The following is a 16,935-nucleotide window of genomic DNA, read 5'->3' as shown; positions in this document are numbered from 1 at the left end:
TTGTCCTCCAGACCGGCCATTATGCAGCCACCGCTACGATGCGGTAGCAAGTCTGGTCACCGCGCTTGGACTTCTCGAGGGTATGCCCTTTCTTGCGCAGGCCCGTCAGCGCTGCACGGGTGGTGTGCGGTAGCCATCCCGTGGCTGCGATCATGTCGGCAAGCGTTGCGCCTTCTTCGCGCTGGAGCATCGCCAGCACGGAACTGGCCTTGGTGATACGCGGCGTGTCTGGCTGGGTGGACGGAGCGACCTTGCCTTCACCTTCGTGGTCATTTCCATCGCCGCTAGCGATGCCGATCGCGGCATTGCCGGCGTCAGTGATGAACACGCCGTATGCCACATCAGCTTCGGTGCGGCGTGCCGCCGTCTTGTCGCGGGTCTCACGTTCTTCCGCCAGGCCGTGCTTGATCAGCCCGGTGATCGCCTTGGTCAGGCGTGCACCAGCACCACTCACGCTTTCTGGGACCGGCAGCAGGCTGCCACTGTCACGCTTGGCTGCGCCAGACAAAAGGATGGCGTCGAGATCGGTCAGTTTGGTCATGGGGGTGGTCCTTGTTCAAGGCGAGCAGCACCCTTGCTGCTCCCACCATCATCAGCCCCGCGGACCTTCATCGGCGGGGCGGGGCGGCTTCGTCCGGGTCGCGATCCAGTACGGCGACGTTTGCTCTGCTTGCAGCACAAGTCGAATGGTTTGTGGGGCAATCGAGGAACGAAGCACGTTCATTAGCGTAGCGGTGCCGCCGCTGATCCACGGCAATGGGGAACAGATTCCGGGAAAGGGGATGCCGGGACGACGACCGCAGACATCGCTACTACCACTATCCCGCTATGGGCTCAATTTCGAGAACTCGCCGCCGCGACTATGTTCCTTTTGGGAAGCGCCGACCCACCCTGGAAGGTTTCGGATCAGCGCATTCCGGCGATGTTGTAGCCGCCGTCTGTCAGGATGCTTTGCCCGGTCACGAAGCGGGCCTCGTCCGTGCAGAGCCACACCGCAACGTCGCCGACGTCCTCGGGGTTGGCCACCCGCTTCAGCGCCGCGTGCGCGCCGACTGCCGCAAACGCCTCCTCGGGCATGCCCTCCGTCATCTGCGTCCTCGTCAAGCCAGGGCTTACATTGTTGATCCTGATGCCGTCCCCGCCGACCTCTAGAGCGATCGTGCGGATCATGGCGTCGAGCGCGCCCTTGCTCGCTCCATAGATCGATAGGCCGGCATTGCCGCCGGTCGCCGAGATCGACGACGTGTTGACGATTGCCCCACCTCCGCCCTGCGCGCGCATGGCGATGATTTCCTGCTGGATAAGCAGCCAAACGCCGCGGACGTTGATCGCCATGACCCGATCGAAGTCGGCCGCGGTCTGGGTCTCGATACCGCCGAAGGTCGACGCACCCGCGTTGTTGAACGCCGCGTCCAGCCGACCGAACCGCTCGACGGTTCCCTTGACCAAATTCACCACCTCAGTCTCGTGCGACACATCGGCGACTGTCACGGCCGCTTGGCCGCCCATGTCCCGAATGGTGCCCGCGACGGCATCGACTTCCGCTTGGCGTCGCCCGGCCAGCATGACGGCCGCGCCTTTCCGGGCGAAGCCCAGAGCGGCCGCACGCCCGATGCCCGTGCCGCCGCCGGTCACCAAGGCCACCTTGCCCGCCAATGGCATGCTGTTGTTCGATCGGGTGTCTGTCATCGCGTTCTCTTTCATCGTGGTGACGCCGATCTATGAACCGATTATACCGCCAACAATGCGCTATTGTTTTCATTGGCAGTTGAACGGGACGCAGCAATGATGCGGGGTGCGGAGTTTGCCGAGCTAAGAGCTTTCGTCGCGGTCGCGCAGGAGCGCAGCTTCCGGCAGGCCGCGGCCCGCCTCCGCGTGACACCGTCTTCGCTCAGCCACGTCATCCGCACACTGGAAGAGCGGCTGGGCGCCAAGCTGCTTCACCGGACGACGCGCAGTGTCGCGCCGACCGAGGTCGGGGCTGCGCTCCTCATCCGATTGCTGCCCGCAATGACGGAAATGGAGGAAGCCGTCGAAGAAGCCGGCTCGTTCGGTGATCGTCCGCGCGGCCGGCTGCGGCTCAACCTGCCCCGGCTTGCCGCCGAGATGGTTATCGTACCGCGGCTGGCGCAGTTCACTCGGCTCTTTCCCGAGATTGCTCTCGATCTGGTGGTTGAAGATCGCATGACGGACATGGTGGCCGGCGGTTTCGACGCCGGCATCCGGCCCGGTGGGCGTGTTCAAGGCGACATGATTGCAGTGCGGCTGACTGCGGACCTGCGCCCGGCCGTGTTCGCCTCTCCGGAATACCTGGCGTCCAGAACCATACCTGTGACACCGAGCGATCTGAGCGCGCATCGGTGCATCAATTATCGCTGGCCAAGCAGCGGGGCGCCCTATCGCTGGCAGTTCGGACGCGCGGGCGAAACCCTGGAGGTAGCGGTCGAGGCTCTGCATACGATTAACGACACCGGCATGATTATCGCTGCGGCGTTGGGCGGGGCCGGAATCGGCTATCTTCTAGAGGACGTCATAGTCGATTACCTAGCAGCTGGCCGGCTGGTGCGCCTCTTGGACGACTGGTGCCAGCCGACGCCAGGATTTCACCTCTACTATTCCGGTCGCCGCCATGTGTCCGCACCGTTGAAGGCGATGCTCGGGTTCTTCCGTTACGAGCCGCTCCCAATCCTTGCGCCGGCTTAGCGGTGCGGATGCTTAGAACCTCCGCGCTTTTATAGGTGGCCGGATCGCCGGCAGCGCTTCTTGCCATTCAAGTTCACCGGTGCTTCCCGAAACACCCTCTTTTGCGAGAAAAGCGGCAGCTGCCAATTTCGGCGATCGCCGCCTTCCTTACCGAAGGCGGACCGTCCGCCTTCCACCACTGGCGGCCATTAAGGCACGCCCCGATCAAGCCCGGGGAATTCCGGAAAATTGTGCTTAGCTGCCGTTCCCGCTCCGTCGCCCAAGCCACGACCTTAACCCTTTCGCGATGTAAAGCCGGCAAGCGCCCCGAGGTTTCGCCAAAGCGGCCCGAAGAGGAAGTCGAGGGCGCTAGTGGATCGAATGTTCTCTGAGTGAGCCGCGTGCCAACACCTGGAATACACGGTCATCGTTATCGGACGACCAGCAAGACAATGCAGCCGATCCGCTGACGGGGAATCACGGTGCCGAGGGCGAGGCCTGCAATTGCCCGTAGAGAAGCAGCATCTGGATCGCCAAACCGGCAGCGTAGCAGCGGTCTCTACGGCGGCGAGTGGGCGTTAACTGCCATGGCCGATTGTGGTGATAAGCGGAAGCGCGGCTTTCAGGAAGGATGAGCGGTAAGCGGGCGTCAGCGGCTAGGCTAGCTGCTCCTCAAGGCTCCGCGTGCGGGACGTCACCTCTTCTCCTGTGTGCTTGGTTGCGGCAGGCTCGATAAGCAGCACCCAGCATTCCTCCTGCGCGACGGGATTATGGCGCACGCCACTAGGCACCGTGATGAAATCGCCCTTTTCAAGATAGACCGCTCCATCCTCGAACTCGATGCGTAACGACCCTTTGACGATGTAAAACAGTTCGTCTTGGCCCTCGTGCGCATGCCAAACGAGTTCGCCCTTCAGCTTCGCAGCCTTGAGTAGCTGATCGTTGACCTTGCCTATCACCTTGGGCGACCAGTGGTCGCTTACACGATCGAATGCGGAAGCGAGCGCGGTTGGCGATAGCATTCATATCTCCGAGGTAGAAAGAGAGGGGCGGGCGCGTAACGTAATCCGCGCAGGGTAAGTTCTGATCTGCAAGGCACGGGAGGACACTGTCATCTCGCCAGATATGTGACCTTGATCATTAGGTCATATGCTTCCTTCGCCGTATCAACGGACTGGTCCTCGGTCGTGATCTCAAGCCTTACGTCCGGGTGCTTGAGTGCGAAGTCAACAATTAGCCTCCCTATCACTGTATGATAGAACAGCGTCACATCAGCTTGTCGAGCGTCATCGGAAGATCGCGCACGCGTTTGCCAGTCGCGTTGTAGATGGCGTTAGCGATCGCGGCGGCGACCCCGGTGATGCCAATCTCGCCGACGCCACGCGCACCCATCGGCGAATGCGGGTCGGGAATGTCGGTCCAGATCACGTCAATTTCGGGCACATCGAGGTGCACCGGTACATGATACTCGGCCAGGCTGGGGTTCATGATCCGGCCGCTGCGCTCGTCGAACATTGTCTCCTCGGTCAGAGCAAGGCCGATACCCATAATGATTCCGCCGCGGAACTGACTGGACGCCGTCTTGGGATTGAGGATGCGGCCACAATCGAACGAGCCGAGGAAGCGGGTTACGCGTGGCTCTCCGGTGACGACGTTCACCTTCACCTCACAGAACATCGCGGCGTGGCTGTGCATCGACCAATGCTGCGTCTCGAGCGGCTGCGGCGCTTCGGCCTCGACCGACAGCTCTTCGCGCTGTGCGCGCGACAGGATAGAGGCGTAGGTTTCGTGCCGCGTGTCGTCCGCAAAGCTGGCAAGCCCGCCGTTCAGCCCCCCGACCTCGTCGACGCTCAGCCCGGCCAGCGGTGAGTCATTGCCTGCCAGCGTAAGCAGCTCGGCGACGAGCTTGCGGTGGGCGGCGATCACGGCAGCGCCGATCGAGGCAGTCTGTTGTGAGCCACCCGCGGGCACCAAGCCAGGCAACGCGGAGTCGCCGTAGTTGAAGGTCACGGCGTCCATCGGCACCCCAAGCCGGTCTGCAGTGACCTGGGTTTGCGCGGTGGCGGTGCCCATGCCCAGATCATGCGCGGCGATATCGACGATGGCTGTTCCGTCTTGGCGTATAGTAAGTCGCGCTGCGCCGCCGGGCATGCGGTAGTATGGATAGGTTCCGGTGGAGACGCCGATGCCGAACAGCCACTCGCCCTCGCGCCGCGTGCCTGGCGCTTGCCGCTTTGACCAGCCGAACCGTTCGGCGCCGTCGCGAAACGCCTTCTCCACTTCCCGCGAGGAGAAGGGCGCTCCAGTGAGAGGATCTTTCTCGGGCTCGTTCTTCAACCGAAGTTCTATCGGATCGATGCCCATCGTCTCGGCTAGCTCGTCAATCGCGCTCTCCAGTGCAAACGTGCCGACCGCCTCGCCCGGTCCGCGCATGAACGTGTTTGCCAGCATATCGAGTGACGCGACCTCCACCTTGAGCTGAAGCGCGCCCGCGGCGTAGACGCTCATCGCCGGAAAAATAAAAGGCTCCGGCATTTGATTATGCATGCTCATCACCGCGGTGCCGGAATGGTGGAGTACGGTAAATCGACCATCGTCGTCAGCGCCGATCGCGACGCGCTGCTCGGTCGCGGCACGGCCACCGACGACGCGGTACACACCTTCGCGGGACAGCATTAGCCGGACGGGGCGACCTGCCAGCTTGGATGCCGCCGCGGCGAGCACCTGATGGTGCCACAGGCCCTTGCCACCGAAACCGCCACCGACGAATGGCGAGGTAACATGGACTTGCGCCTCGTCGATCCCAAACACCTGAGCGAGCGACCAGGCGGTGTGTGTTACAAGTTGCGAGGCATCGTGCAACCGCAGGTTTCCGTCTTCCCAGGTGACCGTGCAGGCGTGGAGCTCAATGGCATTGTGGTTGTGGCGCGGGGTGACATACAACTGGTCTACCTTGTGCGGCGCCACCGTCAGCGCTCCATCGGGATCACCAATGGTGATGTCGAGCGGGCTGCCCATGAACACGCCGGGCTCGGTACCTTCCACCTTTGCCTGCGCAAAACTGGTGATTGAAGAGTTCGCTTCGTAAGCGATGCGGATCAGCGACGTGGCGTGATCGGCGCGCTCCTGCGTATCGGCGAGCACCACTGCGACCGGCTGACCGTTCCAATGAATCTGGTCGTCCTGCATGACCGGCAGATCGACGCCGCCCGCCGCCTTTGGCTGGGACATGAACAGCGGCACCTTGGCCATGCGCGGCGCGTTAAGATGCGTCATAACCAGAACTACGCCGGGCGCTGCTTCCGCCGCAACGGTATCCATTTCAACGATGCGCCCACGCGGGATCGTGCTAAACGCGACCGCCGCGTAGACCATGTCCGCGAACACGAACTCTCCTGCGTAGCGCGCCTTGCCGCCGACCTTGAGCGGCCCATCAAGCCGCGACATCGGCTGGCCAACGTTGCCATGCTGCTCGCGGATCAGCGGATCGGGCACGCCGCCCGGGATCCAACCATCGGGAGCGATCTGGATCGCCTTGGCCATAGCCGCATTAGCGGCACCCTGGACCTTCTGCTTGGCTTCGGTGAGAATGGTCATGCAGTAACTCCCGCGAGATCGGACAGCACGGCGACGATCGTCCGTTTGGCGAGCGGCACTTTGAAGGCATTGTCGCGCAGCGGCTGTGCATCGGCGAGTTCAGCCTCGGCCGCCGTGAGGAAGCTTGCCTCGGTGGCAGGCTGGCCGCGCAGCGCCGCTTCCGCCTTGAAAGCGCGCCACGGCTTGTGCGCGACACCCCCGAGCGCGAGCCGTACATCGGCGACTCGCCCGCCCTCGATCGTGAGGTCTGCCGCGACCGACACCAAGGCAAAGGCGTAGCTCGCCCGATCACGCACCTTGCGATAGGTGCCGCGCGGCGACGCCGATGCGGCGGGGAGCTCGATCGCGGTGATCAGTTCGGCGGGACGCAGCACCGCCTCGATCTGTGGCTGGTCGTCGGGCAGGCAGTGGAAATCGATCAGCGGGATCATGCGCTGGCCCTCCGGCCCATCGATATGGACGATTGCATCGAGCGCGGCGAGCGCAACGCACATGTCGGACGGGTGGGTCGCAACGCAGCTGGACGATGTACCAAGGATCGCATGGATGCGGTTGAATCCGTCGATCGCATCGCAGCCCGCTCCCGATACACGCTTGTTACAGCGTGCGGCATCGTCGTAGAAATAATAGCAGCGGGTGCGTTGGAGCAGATTGCCCCCGGTAGTCGCCATGTTTCGAATCTGTGCGCTGGCGCCGGACAGGATCGCGCGGGCCAGCATTGGAAATTGTGCGCGAATTGCGGCGTTTTCGGCGACTGCGGTGTTCTTTGCCGCCGCGCCGATTAGCACTGCGCCGTTTTGCTGGACAACGATCTCGTCGGAGATGCCGGTCACGTCGATCAGGCTGCGCGGAGCCTCGATCGTCTCGCGCATCAGATCTACCAGATTGGTGCCGCCGCCAAGGTAGCGGGCGTCCAGGTCGCGAACCGCAAGCGCGATCGCCTCAGCGGGCGTGTCGACGCGGGTATAGTCGAACGCGAGCATCAGGCCGCCTCCTCAAACTTCACGGGTGTAGTGGTCTCGTCGACAAAAACCTCGCGGATTGCGTCAATAATACCATTGTAGGCGCCACAGCGGCAGAGATTGCCGCTCATCCGCTCTCGCAATTCGTCATGGTCAATCGTCGACAATCCGCTCAGATCGGCCGAAACGAAGCTCGGCAAGCCCCGCTTTGCCTCAGCCGCCATGCCGATCGCAGAGCAAATTTGACCAGGCGTACAATAACCGCACTGGAAGCCGTCATGCTTGACGAAGGCGGCTTGAATCGCCGCGAGTTGACCGGGCGTGCCGACACCCTCGATCGTGATGATCTCGCGGCCTTGATACTGCACGGCAAGCGCTAGGCAGGCATTGATCCGCTCGCCATCAACTAGCACGGTACAGGCGCCGCACGCGCCCTGATTGCAGCCCTTCTTCGATCCGGTCAGGTGGAGATGCTCGCGCAACAGATCGAGCAGCGAAGTACGGACATCGACTTCCACCTCGTGGATGTCGCCGTTGATTGAGAAGCGCATCGCCCGTGACACTCCAGTGATGACAGCTGTTCTCATGAACCTGAATCCGCCAATGGTTGACGCCAACAAGGCTAGCTTAAAAATGCGCTTAATAGCTCTAATATTAAGGTATGCCCAAACCACGGTAAGACTGACATAGGCAGACCCCTGGACCAATTTACTTATTAGTAGCCCACCGCTGACGGTCAAAATCAGGTCGCAATCAACCATCACAATCGTCGGCGCCCGACCGACCAAGAACATATTGTGATTTGAGTCTCCGTATCGTTTGTTCACGAAACGCGACCCGACCCTCTCCGCAGCGCCCCAGCAACCCGTTGAAGGCACCACGGCGAGCGATGTAGCGAAAGCGGTCTGGCAGGCCGTGACCGATGCATCCTCACCGCTTCGCATCCCTGCTGGCGCGGATGCTGTGACGCTTGCTGCACAGGCCGCTTAACGGACTTCATCAGCCGGATCGTTCGGTGCGCCCCGGCAGTCCAAAAGGGGGACACGAACTGATGAAGGAACGCATGATTGCCGAGTTGGCAACGGTACGGAAAGACCGCGGGATCGGCATTGACCGGACGTCGGCACTGACACCCGATAAGTTGGATACAGCGCGCAAGCTGGTCGTCACGGGCGACAAGCCCGCCAAGGTCGCCAAACTGAAGATCGGCGTCGAAACCGGGACGCCGCTTTAAGCAAAGTGACCTGCTGCCGGCCTCGTAGACACGAGGTTAGGCTACGTTGGCCTGCTTCTCGATGTCCATGGGGCTAAGATAGGCCAGGGTCGAGTGCCTGCGTGCGGGATTGTAGAAGCATTCGATATAATCGAACACGTCCTGCCGTGCCTGATTACGCGTTCGGTAGGTTTTGCGAGCGATCCGTTCGGTCTTCAGCGAGGAGAAGAAGCTCTTCATCGCAGCATTGTCCCAGACGTTGCCGGAACGGCTCATGGAGCATTTTACTCCGTTGTCGGCCATGAGTCGCTGGAACTGCTCGCTGGTATATTGGCTGCCCTAGTCCGAGTGGTGCAGCAGCGCATCGGGCTTGCCGCGCCGCCAGATCGCCATGACCAGCGCGTCGGTGACGAGCTGCGCCGTCATCGTGTCGCTCATCGATCAGCCGACCACCCGCCGCGAGAACAGGTCGATCACCGCGGCCGCGTACAGCCATACTTCGGCGGTCCAGATGTAGGTGAAGTCGGCCACCCACTTCTGGTTCGGCGCGTCGGCGCTGAACTGCCGATCGAGCACGTTGCCGGCGATCACCGAGCGTTCGCCATGATCCTTGGGCTGACCGCGGCGCCGCGGCCGCGCTAGCAGACCGTGCACACGCATTAGCCGTTCGACCCGATGCAGGGCCACATGAAAGGCCTTCGGCCAGGAGATCGTGCCAGACGCGACGCGCACCATAGGTTCGGTAGCTGGAGATGAAGCTGGCGCGGGTCTTCCTTGCATACACTTCGTCGCAACGCGACCGGGCTTGGCGCCCGCGCGAGCCTGGCATGGAAACCACTGCGCGAGAGATCGAGTGCCCCGCAAAGCCATGATACCGGCCAAATCTCTCGATGCTTTGCGATGAACCCGAACTTCATATCGAGTCCCTGGCAAAGTAGGCCGCGGCTTTTTTTAACCAGCATCTGGTTAGTTTGGGTTTGGAGAACGACCGGCCGCAACCTCGCTTCCGAGCCGGTACCACAGTGAGAACAGAGCCGGACATTTAGCTCAACAAAATCAACAATGACGGCGATCAACTTGCCGCTTTAATTAAATAGGAATCAGCGGTGCATTTGGTCTTACAGTGCCCGTCGGTCCTTTCTAATTTGGGTGTCAGTGCTGCAGACTCCTTCGGCTTGTTCCCGGATATACTGACGATTGCGTGCCGAAGGGCAAACAATCGGAGGCAAAACTCGCCTGAGTTTCGGCTGGTGCGGTTGCTCTGAAAACACCCTATTCATAGGAAGCTGAGCCGGTCAGCCTAGCGCCGCGCCGGACCCGGCCACCGTCAAAGGCTGAAGGAAAACGCGCTCGTTTCCCAAGCTGTCATCCTGCACCCGCGTCTATGGTCGTCCAGCAATGGTGCCGTCGATCCATTGGTAGAGGAGCGGCTCCGCTCCAGGATTCCCCATGTGCCCTCGCTCGCCGCGGACGATCAGATCCTTAGGCCCGCCCGCATTGACGACGAGGTAGGAGTCTTCGATTGGAAAGATCGAGTCCTCCATGCCGTTGATGGCCAGCAACTTGCAGCTCGGCTTGTCGATGATGCCTGCGTCCCGCAGGCTGAACTTGGCCGCCTCGGCTGAATAGGCTTTGAGAGCCGCTTCCATATCGACATCGCGATAGCCGAACTTGTACGCCAGCGCCTCGGCGAGCGCATACGGATATTCCATCTGATCCTGCGCCATGATCCAGGCAGGATCGAACATGTGATGAGCGCCTCCGCCCTGGGCGACCACGGCGAAGAGGCGATCGGCATGCGTATGCGCCACGCGGAAAGCATAGTATCCGCCGGTGCTGACGGCGCGCACGACGACCTTCGTCACATCTAGCCCGTACCGTGCTGCGTTGGCAGCCACCCAGTCGAGGATGCTGCTCATCAGCCGATCCGGCGAAGTCGGATCATTCGGTGCGGCCGGACAATCGCCGGTGCCCGGTATCTCGAAGCTCATCGTAGCGAAGCCACGGTCGACGTGCTGCTGGGTCCGCTCCGTATGGTCGGTGCGGTAGGCGTCTAGGCCGCAGACGAAGAGCAGTATGGGCCACCCCTGTGCTGGCTTGCTTCCGTTCGGCAGGCGAAGGTATGTCGGAATAGCGACATCACGGTCGCCCGCAGCAATCTCGGCATGGACGAACGGCACATCGACCGAGACGCTTGGCGGATCAAGCAGTTCGCCACCCTTTTCGTAAGCGGCTTTGCCCTTTTCCCAGGCTTCCTGGGTCAACGGTGATCGGTTGATTGGAAAGCGGGCGATTCGATAGACGGCTGCGGCACGAAGGAAGAGGGCTCTCGCCTCCTCACGATGCCCCTTCGACAGGACGTCTTCGGCTAAAGCGTACAGCCGCTCGCCGACTGGCAGGAAGGAGGCAGCGTAATCATCCGGGCGGTTGAGGATGGCCGGATCATCTCCCGATCTCTTGATCAGCTCGGCGAATATTGGATCGAAGTCGGCGACCTCCCCATCGCCGAACGGATAGATGCCGTGGGCGCAAAGTGCCCGCCACTTCTTGTCCCACAACGCAGACACGGAATCGTGATGAGCAAAATAGGGGAACCCGCCCCGCGACTGCATCGGCGAGGCCTGGATGTGGTACGAAGCGGCTGAGGAGCAACGATCGCTTTCCATCGTTAATTGCCTTTCAGTTTGAGACTGCTTAATTTGGTAGTTGCCCCCAGCGGAGCTGCGGATGGTTCAGGGAGCGACGGCAACAAGCACCAGCAAGCTAGCGGACAAGCCCAGAGGCGCCAAGTGGACCAGTCGCGATGCCGCACGACGGCACTGTCAGACCAAATGCGCCCCTGATTTCCTATTTGGTAAGAGCGGCAACTTGATCAGTCTCATTGTCTGTTTGTTCTGCGCATGGCCCGCCAATGTTTTCACCGTATCACGGCTTCGGGATTGAGATCACGACCAGTCTCCTGCAAACGAACCAGATTCTGGTTAGTCTAACAGAGCCATCCAGGCAGTTGTGGGCGATATGGCTTGAGACGGCGCGCATGGCCGTTCGGGACTACTCCGAACGAAATCGTCTGGGCTCCAAGCAGCACGTTAATCGCCTGGACGGGAGCGCCACGCCCGCACCCCGACCAGTGGAGATTTATGCCGCCTGGCTGCCGCCCGCGAAGAGCGCGACCGCATCGGCCCCTGCAGCGATACGGAGCGGTGCGGACGGGTCCGTCACGGCGCGCCAGATGGCTTCGGAGACATCGCTCGCGTTCGTAACCAGGGGCGCTTGCTGCGGCGCTGCGGAGAACACTTGCTTGGCCCAAGCGGCATATGCCTCCGGGATGCCGCTTTGCAATCGCGCACGGGCAGTCGCGCTGAACGATGTGTCCGGGGCACGGCCGGGAATAACCAGCCGCACGCGTACGCCGAACGGCTCCACCTCCATGGCGAGATCTTCACTGAACGCGTCCACCGCTGCCTTACTCGCGGTGTAGATCGAGAGCAGCGGCAAGGGTTTGAGCGTGACCGCCGATGAAATGTTGACGATTATGCCGGACCCCTGAGCGCGGAAGCCGGGCAGAACGGCTTGCGTCATCGCCATCGTCCCGAACGTGTTGAGCTCGAAGATCCTGCGGGCCTCATCGATCGGTGTGCCCTCCAACGCGCCCATGAGCCCAGCACCCGCATTGTTGACCAGGACGTCGACCGGCCCGGCCGCCTCCATGGCGCGGGTGATGCTGCCCGGATCGGTTACGTCGAGCGGGAGTATGCGCAAGCGTTCGGATACAGGCAGCACGTCCGCACGGGGCGCGCGCATAGTGGCGATCACCGTCCAGTCGCGATTGAGGAAGTAGTGGGCCGTCTCCAGCCCGAACCCGGACGAGCAGCCGGTGATAAGGATAGTGTTCATGCAAACTCCTGTGGTGGTCGAGGATGAGGCCCCCAAGCGATAAAGACCGTGTGTGGGTAGGGTGCGGGTGTGCAGAGAGGGTGGACGGGCCTACTTTGCTTCGATGCTGCCTTCTGGCGCCATCTCAGCGGCGAGTGTGGCAACCGCCTCGCGCCAAGGGGAGTCGCCGGCATAAAGAGCGCTGCGCAGGAAGGCAGTCGAGAGGCGCTGGATCGCAGCCACGCTCTCGGAGCGTTCGTCGGTCGTCGTGTGCTTCGTAACCGGGAATGCCACCGAGGGGGCATGCTTACCGAACGCTGTGAACAGCGCCTTGGGCGAGGGACTCAGATCATAAGCGTCGCGCGGCGCGACCGACAACACCGCCCTTCCCAAGGACACGCCAGCGCCGTTATTTGCGGTGTCATAACTGGACATGGGACGTAGCACCTTCCATATTAAGCGGAGCATTGCTCCGCTAACTTTTCAGATACGGATTGCTGTTCGAAGCCTACCTGTCGGAGCTCCGGGTCGGGTGGAGCAGGTCACCGAGTCCTGCATGCTCCAGATAGCCGGCGCGGACCCGGTCCCCTAGCTTGTTGAGTTCGTCTGCGCCGCCATCGGCAGGGTCTATTGTGATGCGAAGCGGCCGGCTGCCGTAAGGCATGGCCACGACCTCGACGATCGCCCGCGCGACGTCAGCTGGATCGGCGGTTTCGGGCACACTTTTGAGGTCGGCCTGCTTCGCCTGTTCTGTAAGCTCGCGGGTTGGGCCTTTCTCATATTCGTCATAGCGATCCAGGTCGCCGGGTTGGGCGGCATGAGCAAAGTGGTTGGTGCCACTGGTATAGACGCCTGGCGAAGCAATGACGGTTTCCACTCCCCAGCGCGCGAGCTCACCGGCATAGCTGATCGCAAGCGAGTCCATCGCCGCCTTGGCCGCGAAGTACGGCGCAAGATAAGGCGGTGTACCCCCGCGCGTGCTGGTCGAGCCAACCCAGACGATCAGTGGCTCGCCGCCCGCTGTCCGCATGTGTGGTAAAGCCGAGCGATTGAGCCGCTGGGGGCCGATGACGTTGATGTCGTAAAGCAGCGCGAACTGGTCAGGCGTGAACGCCTCGGCTGGACCAAACGCCATGTGGCCTGCGTTCTGGACGAGCACGTCGATACGGCCTTGTTCAGCGAGGACGTGGGCAACCGCAGCGTCGACTGATGCCTGATCCTGTACATCGAGAGCGACCGTGCGAACGTCGACGTCATGCTTGACCGAGTACGCTCGGGCCTGCTCGACCTTGTCATCAGCAGGCGTCCGCATCGAGGCGTAGACAATGTGACCCGCATCGGCCAGCCGATAGGCAGTCATCTCGCCGAACCCGCTCGACGCTCCGGTGATGAGAATTACTTTTGCCATGTCAGATCACTCCTCCGTTCGCGCGCAACACCTGGCCGTTGATCCAGCCGCCGTCCGGGCCGGCCAGGAACGAGACGACGCGCGCTATGTCCTCCGGTTCGCCGAGCCGGCCGAGCGGGTTCATCTTCTTGATCGCATCGATCTGCGCCTGCTCCTTGCCTTTGGTGAACAGCGCCGTATCGACCGGTCCTGGTGCAACCGCGTTGACGGTTATGCGGCGGCCCCCGAGTTCCTTTGCGACGATGTGCGTCATTGCCTCGATGCCGGCCTTGGTGGCGGCATAGAGCGCGTAAGTCGGCTGGTAGAGCCCGACCACGCTTGACGAAAAGCTGACGATGCGGCCACCGTCCCGCAATCGCCGGGCACCCTCGCGCAGGCCGTTGAACGCGCCCTTCAGATTGACCGCGATCGTCGTGTCGAACGCGTCATCATCCGCCTCGGCTATCGGCGTCAGCCGCATGACGCCGGCGTTGTTAACGAGCACGTCGACCCCGCCGAAGGCCTCCTCGGCGGCATCGAAGACCGCCCTGACCGCCGCTGGATCGGATACGTCCGCCTTGACGGCAATCGCCTTGCCGCCGACAGCCTCGATCTGCGCGACGAGCGCGTCCGCCTGGTCGCTGCCAGACGAATAGTTGACCACCACTGCGAACCCGTCTTGCGCGAGCCGTTCAGCAACCGCGGCGCCGATGCCATGTGAAGCGCCGGTGACGATTGCGGCGCGCTGCTGTTCACCCTTCATGATGCGTATCCTTTCACAATGATTTTGCCCTGGGCGCGGCCCGAAGCCTGGCGTGCGAACGCCTCGTCGAAGCGGTCCATCGGGAGGGTCCGATCGATCAGCACCGCGAGATCACCCGCAGCCACCTGATCAAGTAGCATCGTCAGGCGTGGGGCGTCCGATTGATGAAAAATGAAGCTGGCACCCACTCCATGTGCCTTGGCCAGCGCCTCGTCGGGCGGGGATGCGGTCGAAGCGAGGTAACCTCCGCGGCGAAGAACCCCGAACGAACGTTGCTGGGTCTCGCCACCGATCGTGTCCAGAACGACATCGACATCCGACACCAATTCATCGAACGCATGCGCCTTGTAGTCGATGACCTGATCCGCCCCCAGGCGACGAGCAGTTGCGATGCCGTCGCCTGAGGCGGTTGCAATCACACGCGCTCCTGCATTGCGAGCGAGCTGAATGGCGAAGCTGCCAACGCCGCCGGCGCCTGCATGGATCAGTACGGTCTGACCGGACCGAAGGCCTGCGATCTCGAAAAGTGCCTGCCATGCCGTGCCGGCAACTGTGGGAACACCGGCTGCCTGCTCGAACGACACGTTCGCAGGCAGTTTGGCCAGATGGGTGGCCGGAACCGCCGCGAGCTCGGCGAGAGCGCCGCCTGCAGGCGGGTCGGTGCGGGCGACGATCTTGTCGCCAATGCTCCAGCCTGTCACATTGGGCCCGATCTGCTCGATGGTGCCCGAAAGGTCGGTTCCGAGCGTATACGGGAACACGACAGGGAAGAAGTCGTGCATGAAGCCCTGCTGGATCTTCACATCGAGGGGGTTGAGCCCAGCCGCCTCGACACGGACCAGGATGTCCCCTGCGCCGACCACCGGAGCGAGAACGTCCTGGACGGCGGGCAGAGCCCGGTAGGCGGAAATGCGTACGGCGTTCATGATGCGTCCTTCTTGTTGAGCGGCCAGGCGCCGACCTGGTTCAGCCAGCCGAACCAGTCCTCCAGATGCCAGGTGTGGGTAATCCGTCCGCTTTCGATCCGGTGGAACTCGTGCAGGGTGACGGAGAAGGCACGGCCCGTGGGTGCTAGGCTGAACCATTCGCCTGTATGCGTGCCGGTCATGGCACCGCGCACGCCGACGCGATCGCCATCGACGATAACGTCGTGAATGATGATCGAGAGGTCCGGGATCGCCTGCTTGAAGGCGCGGATCATTGGCTTGATGCCCTCGGGGCCGGTGCCTTGGCCGGGCAGAAGCGGAATGTCTTGCCAGTCGGCCGTCACCACCTGATCGAGCAGGTCCGGTTCTCCTGCAAAGGCCCGGTAAAAGGTGTTCAGCGTCGCGCCGACTCCGTCGGACATGTCGATGCGGTTTGTTCGATCGTCGTTCACATGCGTTCTCCTCATCGTGTGGGCAGAAGATGGGCGCAGCGGCGACATTGTTGAAATCGATAGTTGGTATGTGTAATCATCCACCGCATGGATATGCATGGGATCGACTTGAACCTGCTAGTAGCGTTCGACGCGTTGATCACGGAGCGAAACGTGACGCGGGCCGGAGCGCGCATTGGTCGCACTCAGCCGGCGATGAGCGCCGCGCTGTCCCGGTTGCGGGCATTGTTCGGCGACGAGTTGTTCGTGCGCGCGCCGTCCGGGTTGCAACCCACGCCCCGCGCTCTCGATTTGGCCGAACCGCTCGGGCGTGCCCTGGCGGAGATCGAGCGGACGCTGGCGTTCACGCAAACCTTCGAGCCAAATACGTCAACGGCGGTCTTCACGCTCGGTTTGTCCGAGCATCCGGCTCACGTCCTGCTCCCGCGATTGGTCGAGCGGCTGACGGAAGTGGCGCCGGCGATCGTTCTGCGCATCCGCAGCTTCACGGCGCGCGATGACGCGGTCGTGATGCTCGATGCCGGCGAGGTTGACATGGCGGTTGGCGTTCCGCCTACGAACCCGACGGCACGCATCCTCATCCGCCCGCTCTTCGAGGAGCGATTTGTGTGCGTCCTTCGTCGCGGTCATCCCGCAACGGGCGTCCCGCTCGACCTCTCGGCATTTCTCGCGCTGTCCCACCTGCTGGTCTCTCCAGAAAATGAACGGTTTGGCATTGTCGATGCCGCCCTAGCGAATCGTGGACTGAAGCGCCGCGTCTCGCTCACCCTCCCGCAAATGTATGCCGCGCCGTCGCTGATCGCCCGGTCGGACATGATTGCGACGTTGATGGCCGGGGTCGTCAGCGCCTCGGGGCACGAAGACGACCTATGCGTCCTTGCGCCTCCGCTTGATCTTGGCCCCGTTCCCTTCATGCTGGCGTGGCACCGCCGCAACGATACGCATCCCGCGCAACGCTGGCTGCGGGCAATCGTCGGGGGTCTCTACAGTGACGCCTTTGCTGATACCTGAGACGCCATCACCCTTGCAGCCGTCATCCTTCTACTGCCAATGGACGATGCGCACGCCGTCGAGCCC

The 16,935-nt window shown here is 62.3% G+C and carries 16 protein-coding genes and 1 pseudogene; 3 read left to right on the top strand and 14 right to left on the bottom strand.

Annotated features, from left to right (window positions below; genetic code table 11):
* Positions 1–19 precede the first annotated feature (19 nt).
* Together NV382_RS09710 and NV382_RS09705 are read right to left on the bottom strand one after the other, a co-directional pair.
* Positions 20–541: a DUF3489 domain-containing protein gene (locus tag NV382_RS09710; protein WP_260596554.1), complete on the bottom strand. Its 522-nt coding sequence runs from the start codon at positions 539–541 to the stop codon at positions 20–22.
* Between the two features lie 365 nt (positions 542–906).
* Entirely contained in the window at positions 907–1,704 is a 798-nt protein-coding gene (locus tag NV382_RS09705; RefSeq protein ID WP_260596553.1) for an SDR family NAD(P)-dependent oxidoreductase, read from the bottom strand.
* Between the two features lie 81 nt (positions 1,705–1,785).
* Between NV382_RS09705 and NV382_RS09700 the strand changes: the two genes are divergently transcribed.
* Entirely contained in the window at positions 1,786–2,703 is a 918-nt protein-coding gene (locus NV382_RS09700) for a LysR family transcriptional regulator (RefSeq protein ID WP_260596552.1), read from the top strand.
* Positions 2,704–3,338: 635 nt separating this feature from the next.
* Here the strand turns inward: NV382_RS09700 and NV382_RS09695 are convergent.
* The 4 genes from NV382_RS09695 to NV382_RS09680 all read right to left on the bottom strand — a co-directional run bounded on the left by NV382_RS09695 (position 3,339) and on the right by NV382_RS09680 (position 7,792).
* Positions 3,339–3,704 (bottom strand): cupin domain-containing protein, encoded by a 366-nt coding sequence (locus tag NV382_RS09695; protein WP_260596551.1) that lies wholly within the window; start codon positions 3,702–3,704, stop codon positions 3,339–3,341.
* 244 nt (positions 3,705–3,948) lie between these two features.
* Positions 3,949–6,279 carry a xanthine dehydrogenase family protein molybdopterin-binding subunit gene (locus NV382_RS09690; RefSeq protein WP_260596550.1) on the bottom strand — a complete coding sequence of 777 codons (2,331 nt, stop codon included), beginning with the start codon at positions 6,277–6,279 and terminating at the stop codon, positions 3,949–3,951.
* Positions 6,276–7,262 carry an FAD binding domain-containing protein gene (locus NV382_RS09685; RefSeq protein ID WP_260596549.1) on the bottom strand — a complete coding sequence of 329 codons (987 nt, stop codon included), beginning with the start codon at positions 7,260–7,262 and terminating at the stop codon, positions 6,276–6,278. Before NV382_RS09685 ends, NV382_RS09690 begins: the two co-directional genes overlap by 4 nt.
* On the bottom strand, positions 7,262–7,792 hold the full coding sequence (locus NV382_RS09680) for a 2Fe-2S iron-sulfur cluster-binding protein (protein WP_260600376.1): 531 nt from the start codon (positions 7,790–7,792) through the stop codon (positions 7,262–7,264). Before NV382_RS09680 ends, NV382_RS09685 begins: the two co-directional genes overlap by 1 nt.
* A gap of 500 nt (positions 7,793–8,292) precedes the next feature.
* Here NV382_RS09680 and NV382_RS09675 point away from each other — a divergent pair, with 500 nt between their 5' ends.
* Positions 8,293–8,475: a hypothetical protein gene (locus tag NV382_RS09675; RefSeq protein WP_260596548.1), complete on the top strand. Its 183-nt coding sequence runs from the start codon at positions 8,293–8,295 to the stop codon at positions 8,473–8,475.
* A gap of 36 nt (positions 8,476–8,511) precedes the next feature.
* Here the strand turns inward: NV382_RS09675 and NV382_RS09670 are convergent.
* The 8 genes and pseudogenes from NV382_RS09670 to NV382_RS09635 form a co-directional block, all read right to left on the bottom strand.
* A pseudogene (locus NV382_RS09670) lies at positions 8,512–9,455 on the bottom strand (IS3 family transposase); the annotation flags it as partial.
* Between the two features lie 381 nt (positions 9,456–9,836).
* The gene (locus tag NV382_RS09665) at positions 9,837–11,120 is read right to left on the bottom strand and encodes an alpha/beta hydrolase family protein (RefSeq protein WP_260596547.1); all 1,284 of its coding nucleotides are present in this window, start codon (positions 11,118–11,120) and stop codon (positions 9,837–9,839) included.
* Positions 11,121–11,592: 472 nt separating this feature from the next.
* On the bottom strand, positions 11,593–12,351 hold the full coding sequence (locus NV382_RS09660) for an SDR family oxidoreductase (RefSeq protein WP_260596546.1): 759 nt from the start codon (positions 12,349–12,351) through the stop codon (positions 11,593–11,595).
* A 90-nt stretch (positions 12,352–12,441) separates the two neighbouring features.
* Entirely contained in the window at positions 12,442–12,765 is a 324-nt protein-coding gene (locus NV382_RS09655; protein WP_260596545.1) for a hypothetical protein, read from the bottom strand.
* Positions 12,766–12,838: 73 nt separating this feature from the next.
* Positions 12,839–13,738: an SDR family oxidoreductase gene (locus NV382_RS09650; protein ID WP_260596544.1), complete on the bottom strand. Its 900-nt coding sequence runs from the start codon at positions 13,736–13,738 to the stop codon at positions 12,839–12,841.
* Position 13,739: 1 nt separating this feature from the next.
* A complete protein-coding gene (locus NV382_RS09645; RefSeq protein ID WP_260596543.1) occupies positions 13,740–14,480 on the bottom strand; it encodes an SDR family oxidoreductase in 741 nt (246 codons plus the stop codon).
* Positions 14,477–15,406, bottom strand: a complete 930-nt coding sequence (locus NV382_RS09640; RefSeq protein WP_260596542.1) for an NADP-dependent oxidoreductase — start codon at positions 15,404–15,406, stop codon at positions 14,477–14,479. Before NV382_RS09640 ends, NV382_RS09645 begins: the two co-directional genes overlap by 4 nt.
* Positions 15,403–15,906, bottom strand: coding sequence for an ester cyclase (locus NV382_RS09635; RefSeq protein WP_260596541.1), 504 nt, complete (start codon positions 15,904–15,906; stop codon positions 15,403–15,405). The genes NV382_RS09640 and NV382_RS09635 overlap by 4 nt, the downstream gene beginning before the upstream one ends.
* 60 nt (positions 15,907–15,966) lie before the next feature.
* Here NV382_RS09635 and NV382_RS09625 point away from each other — a divergent pair, with 60 nt between their 5' ends.
* Positions 15,967–16,869 (top strand): LysR family transcriptional regulator, encoded by a 903-nt coding sequence (locus NV382_RS09625; protein ID WP_312026732.1) that lies wholly within the window; start codon positions 15,967–15,969, stop codon positions 16,867–16,869.
* Positions 16,870–16,935 lie beyond the last annotated feature (66 nt).

Origin of the sequence: Sphingomonas endolithica (assembly GCF_025231525.1) — a bacterium.
Lineage (GTDB): Bacteria > Pseudomonadota > Alphaproteobacteria > Sphingomonadales > Sphingomonadaceae > Sphingomonas > Sphingomonas endolithica.
This window is presented reverse-complemented; position numbering and strand designations above follow the sequence as displayed.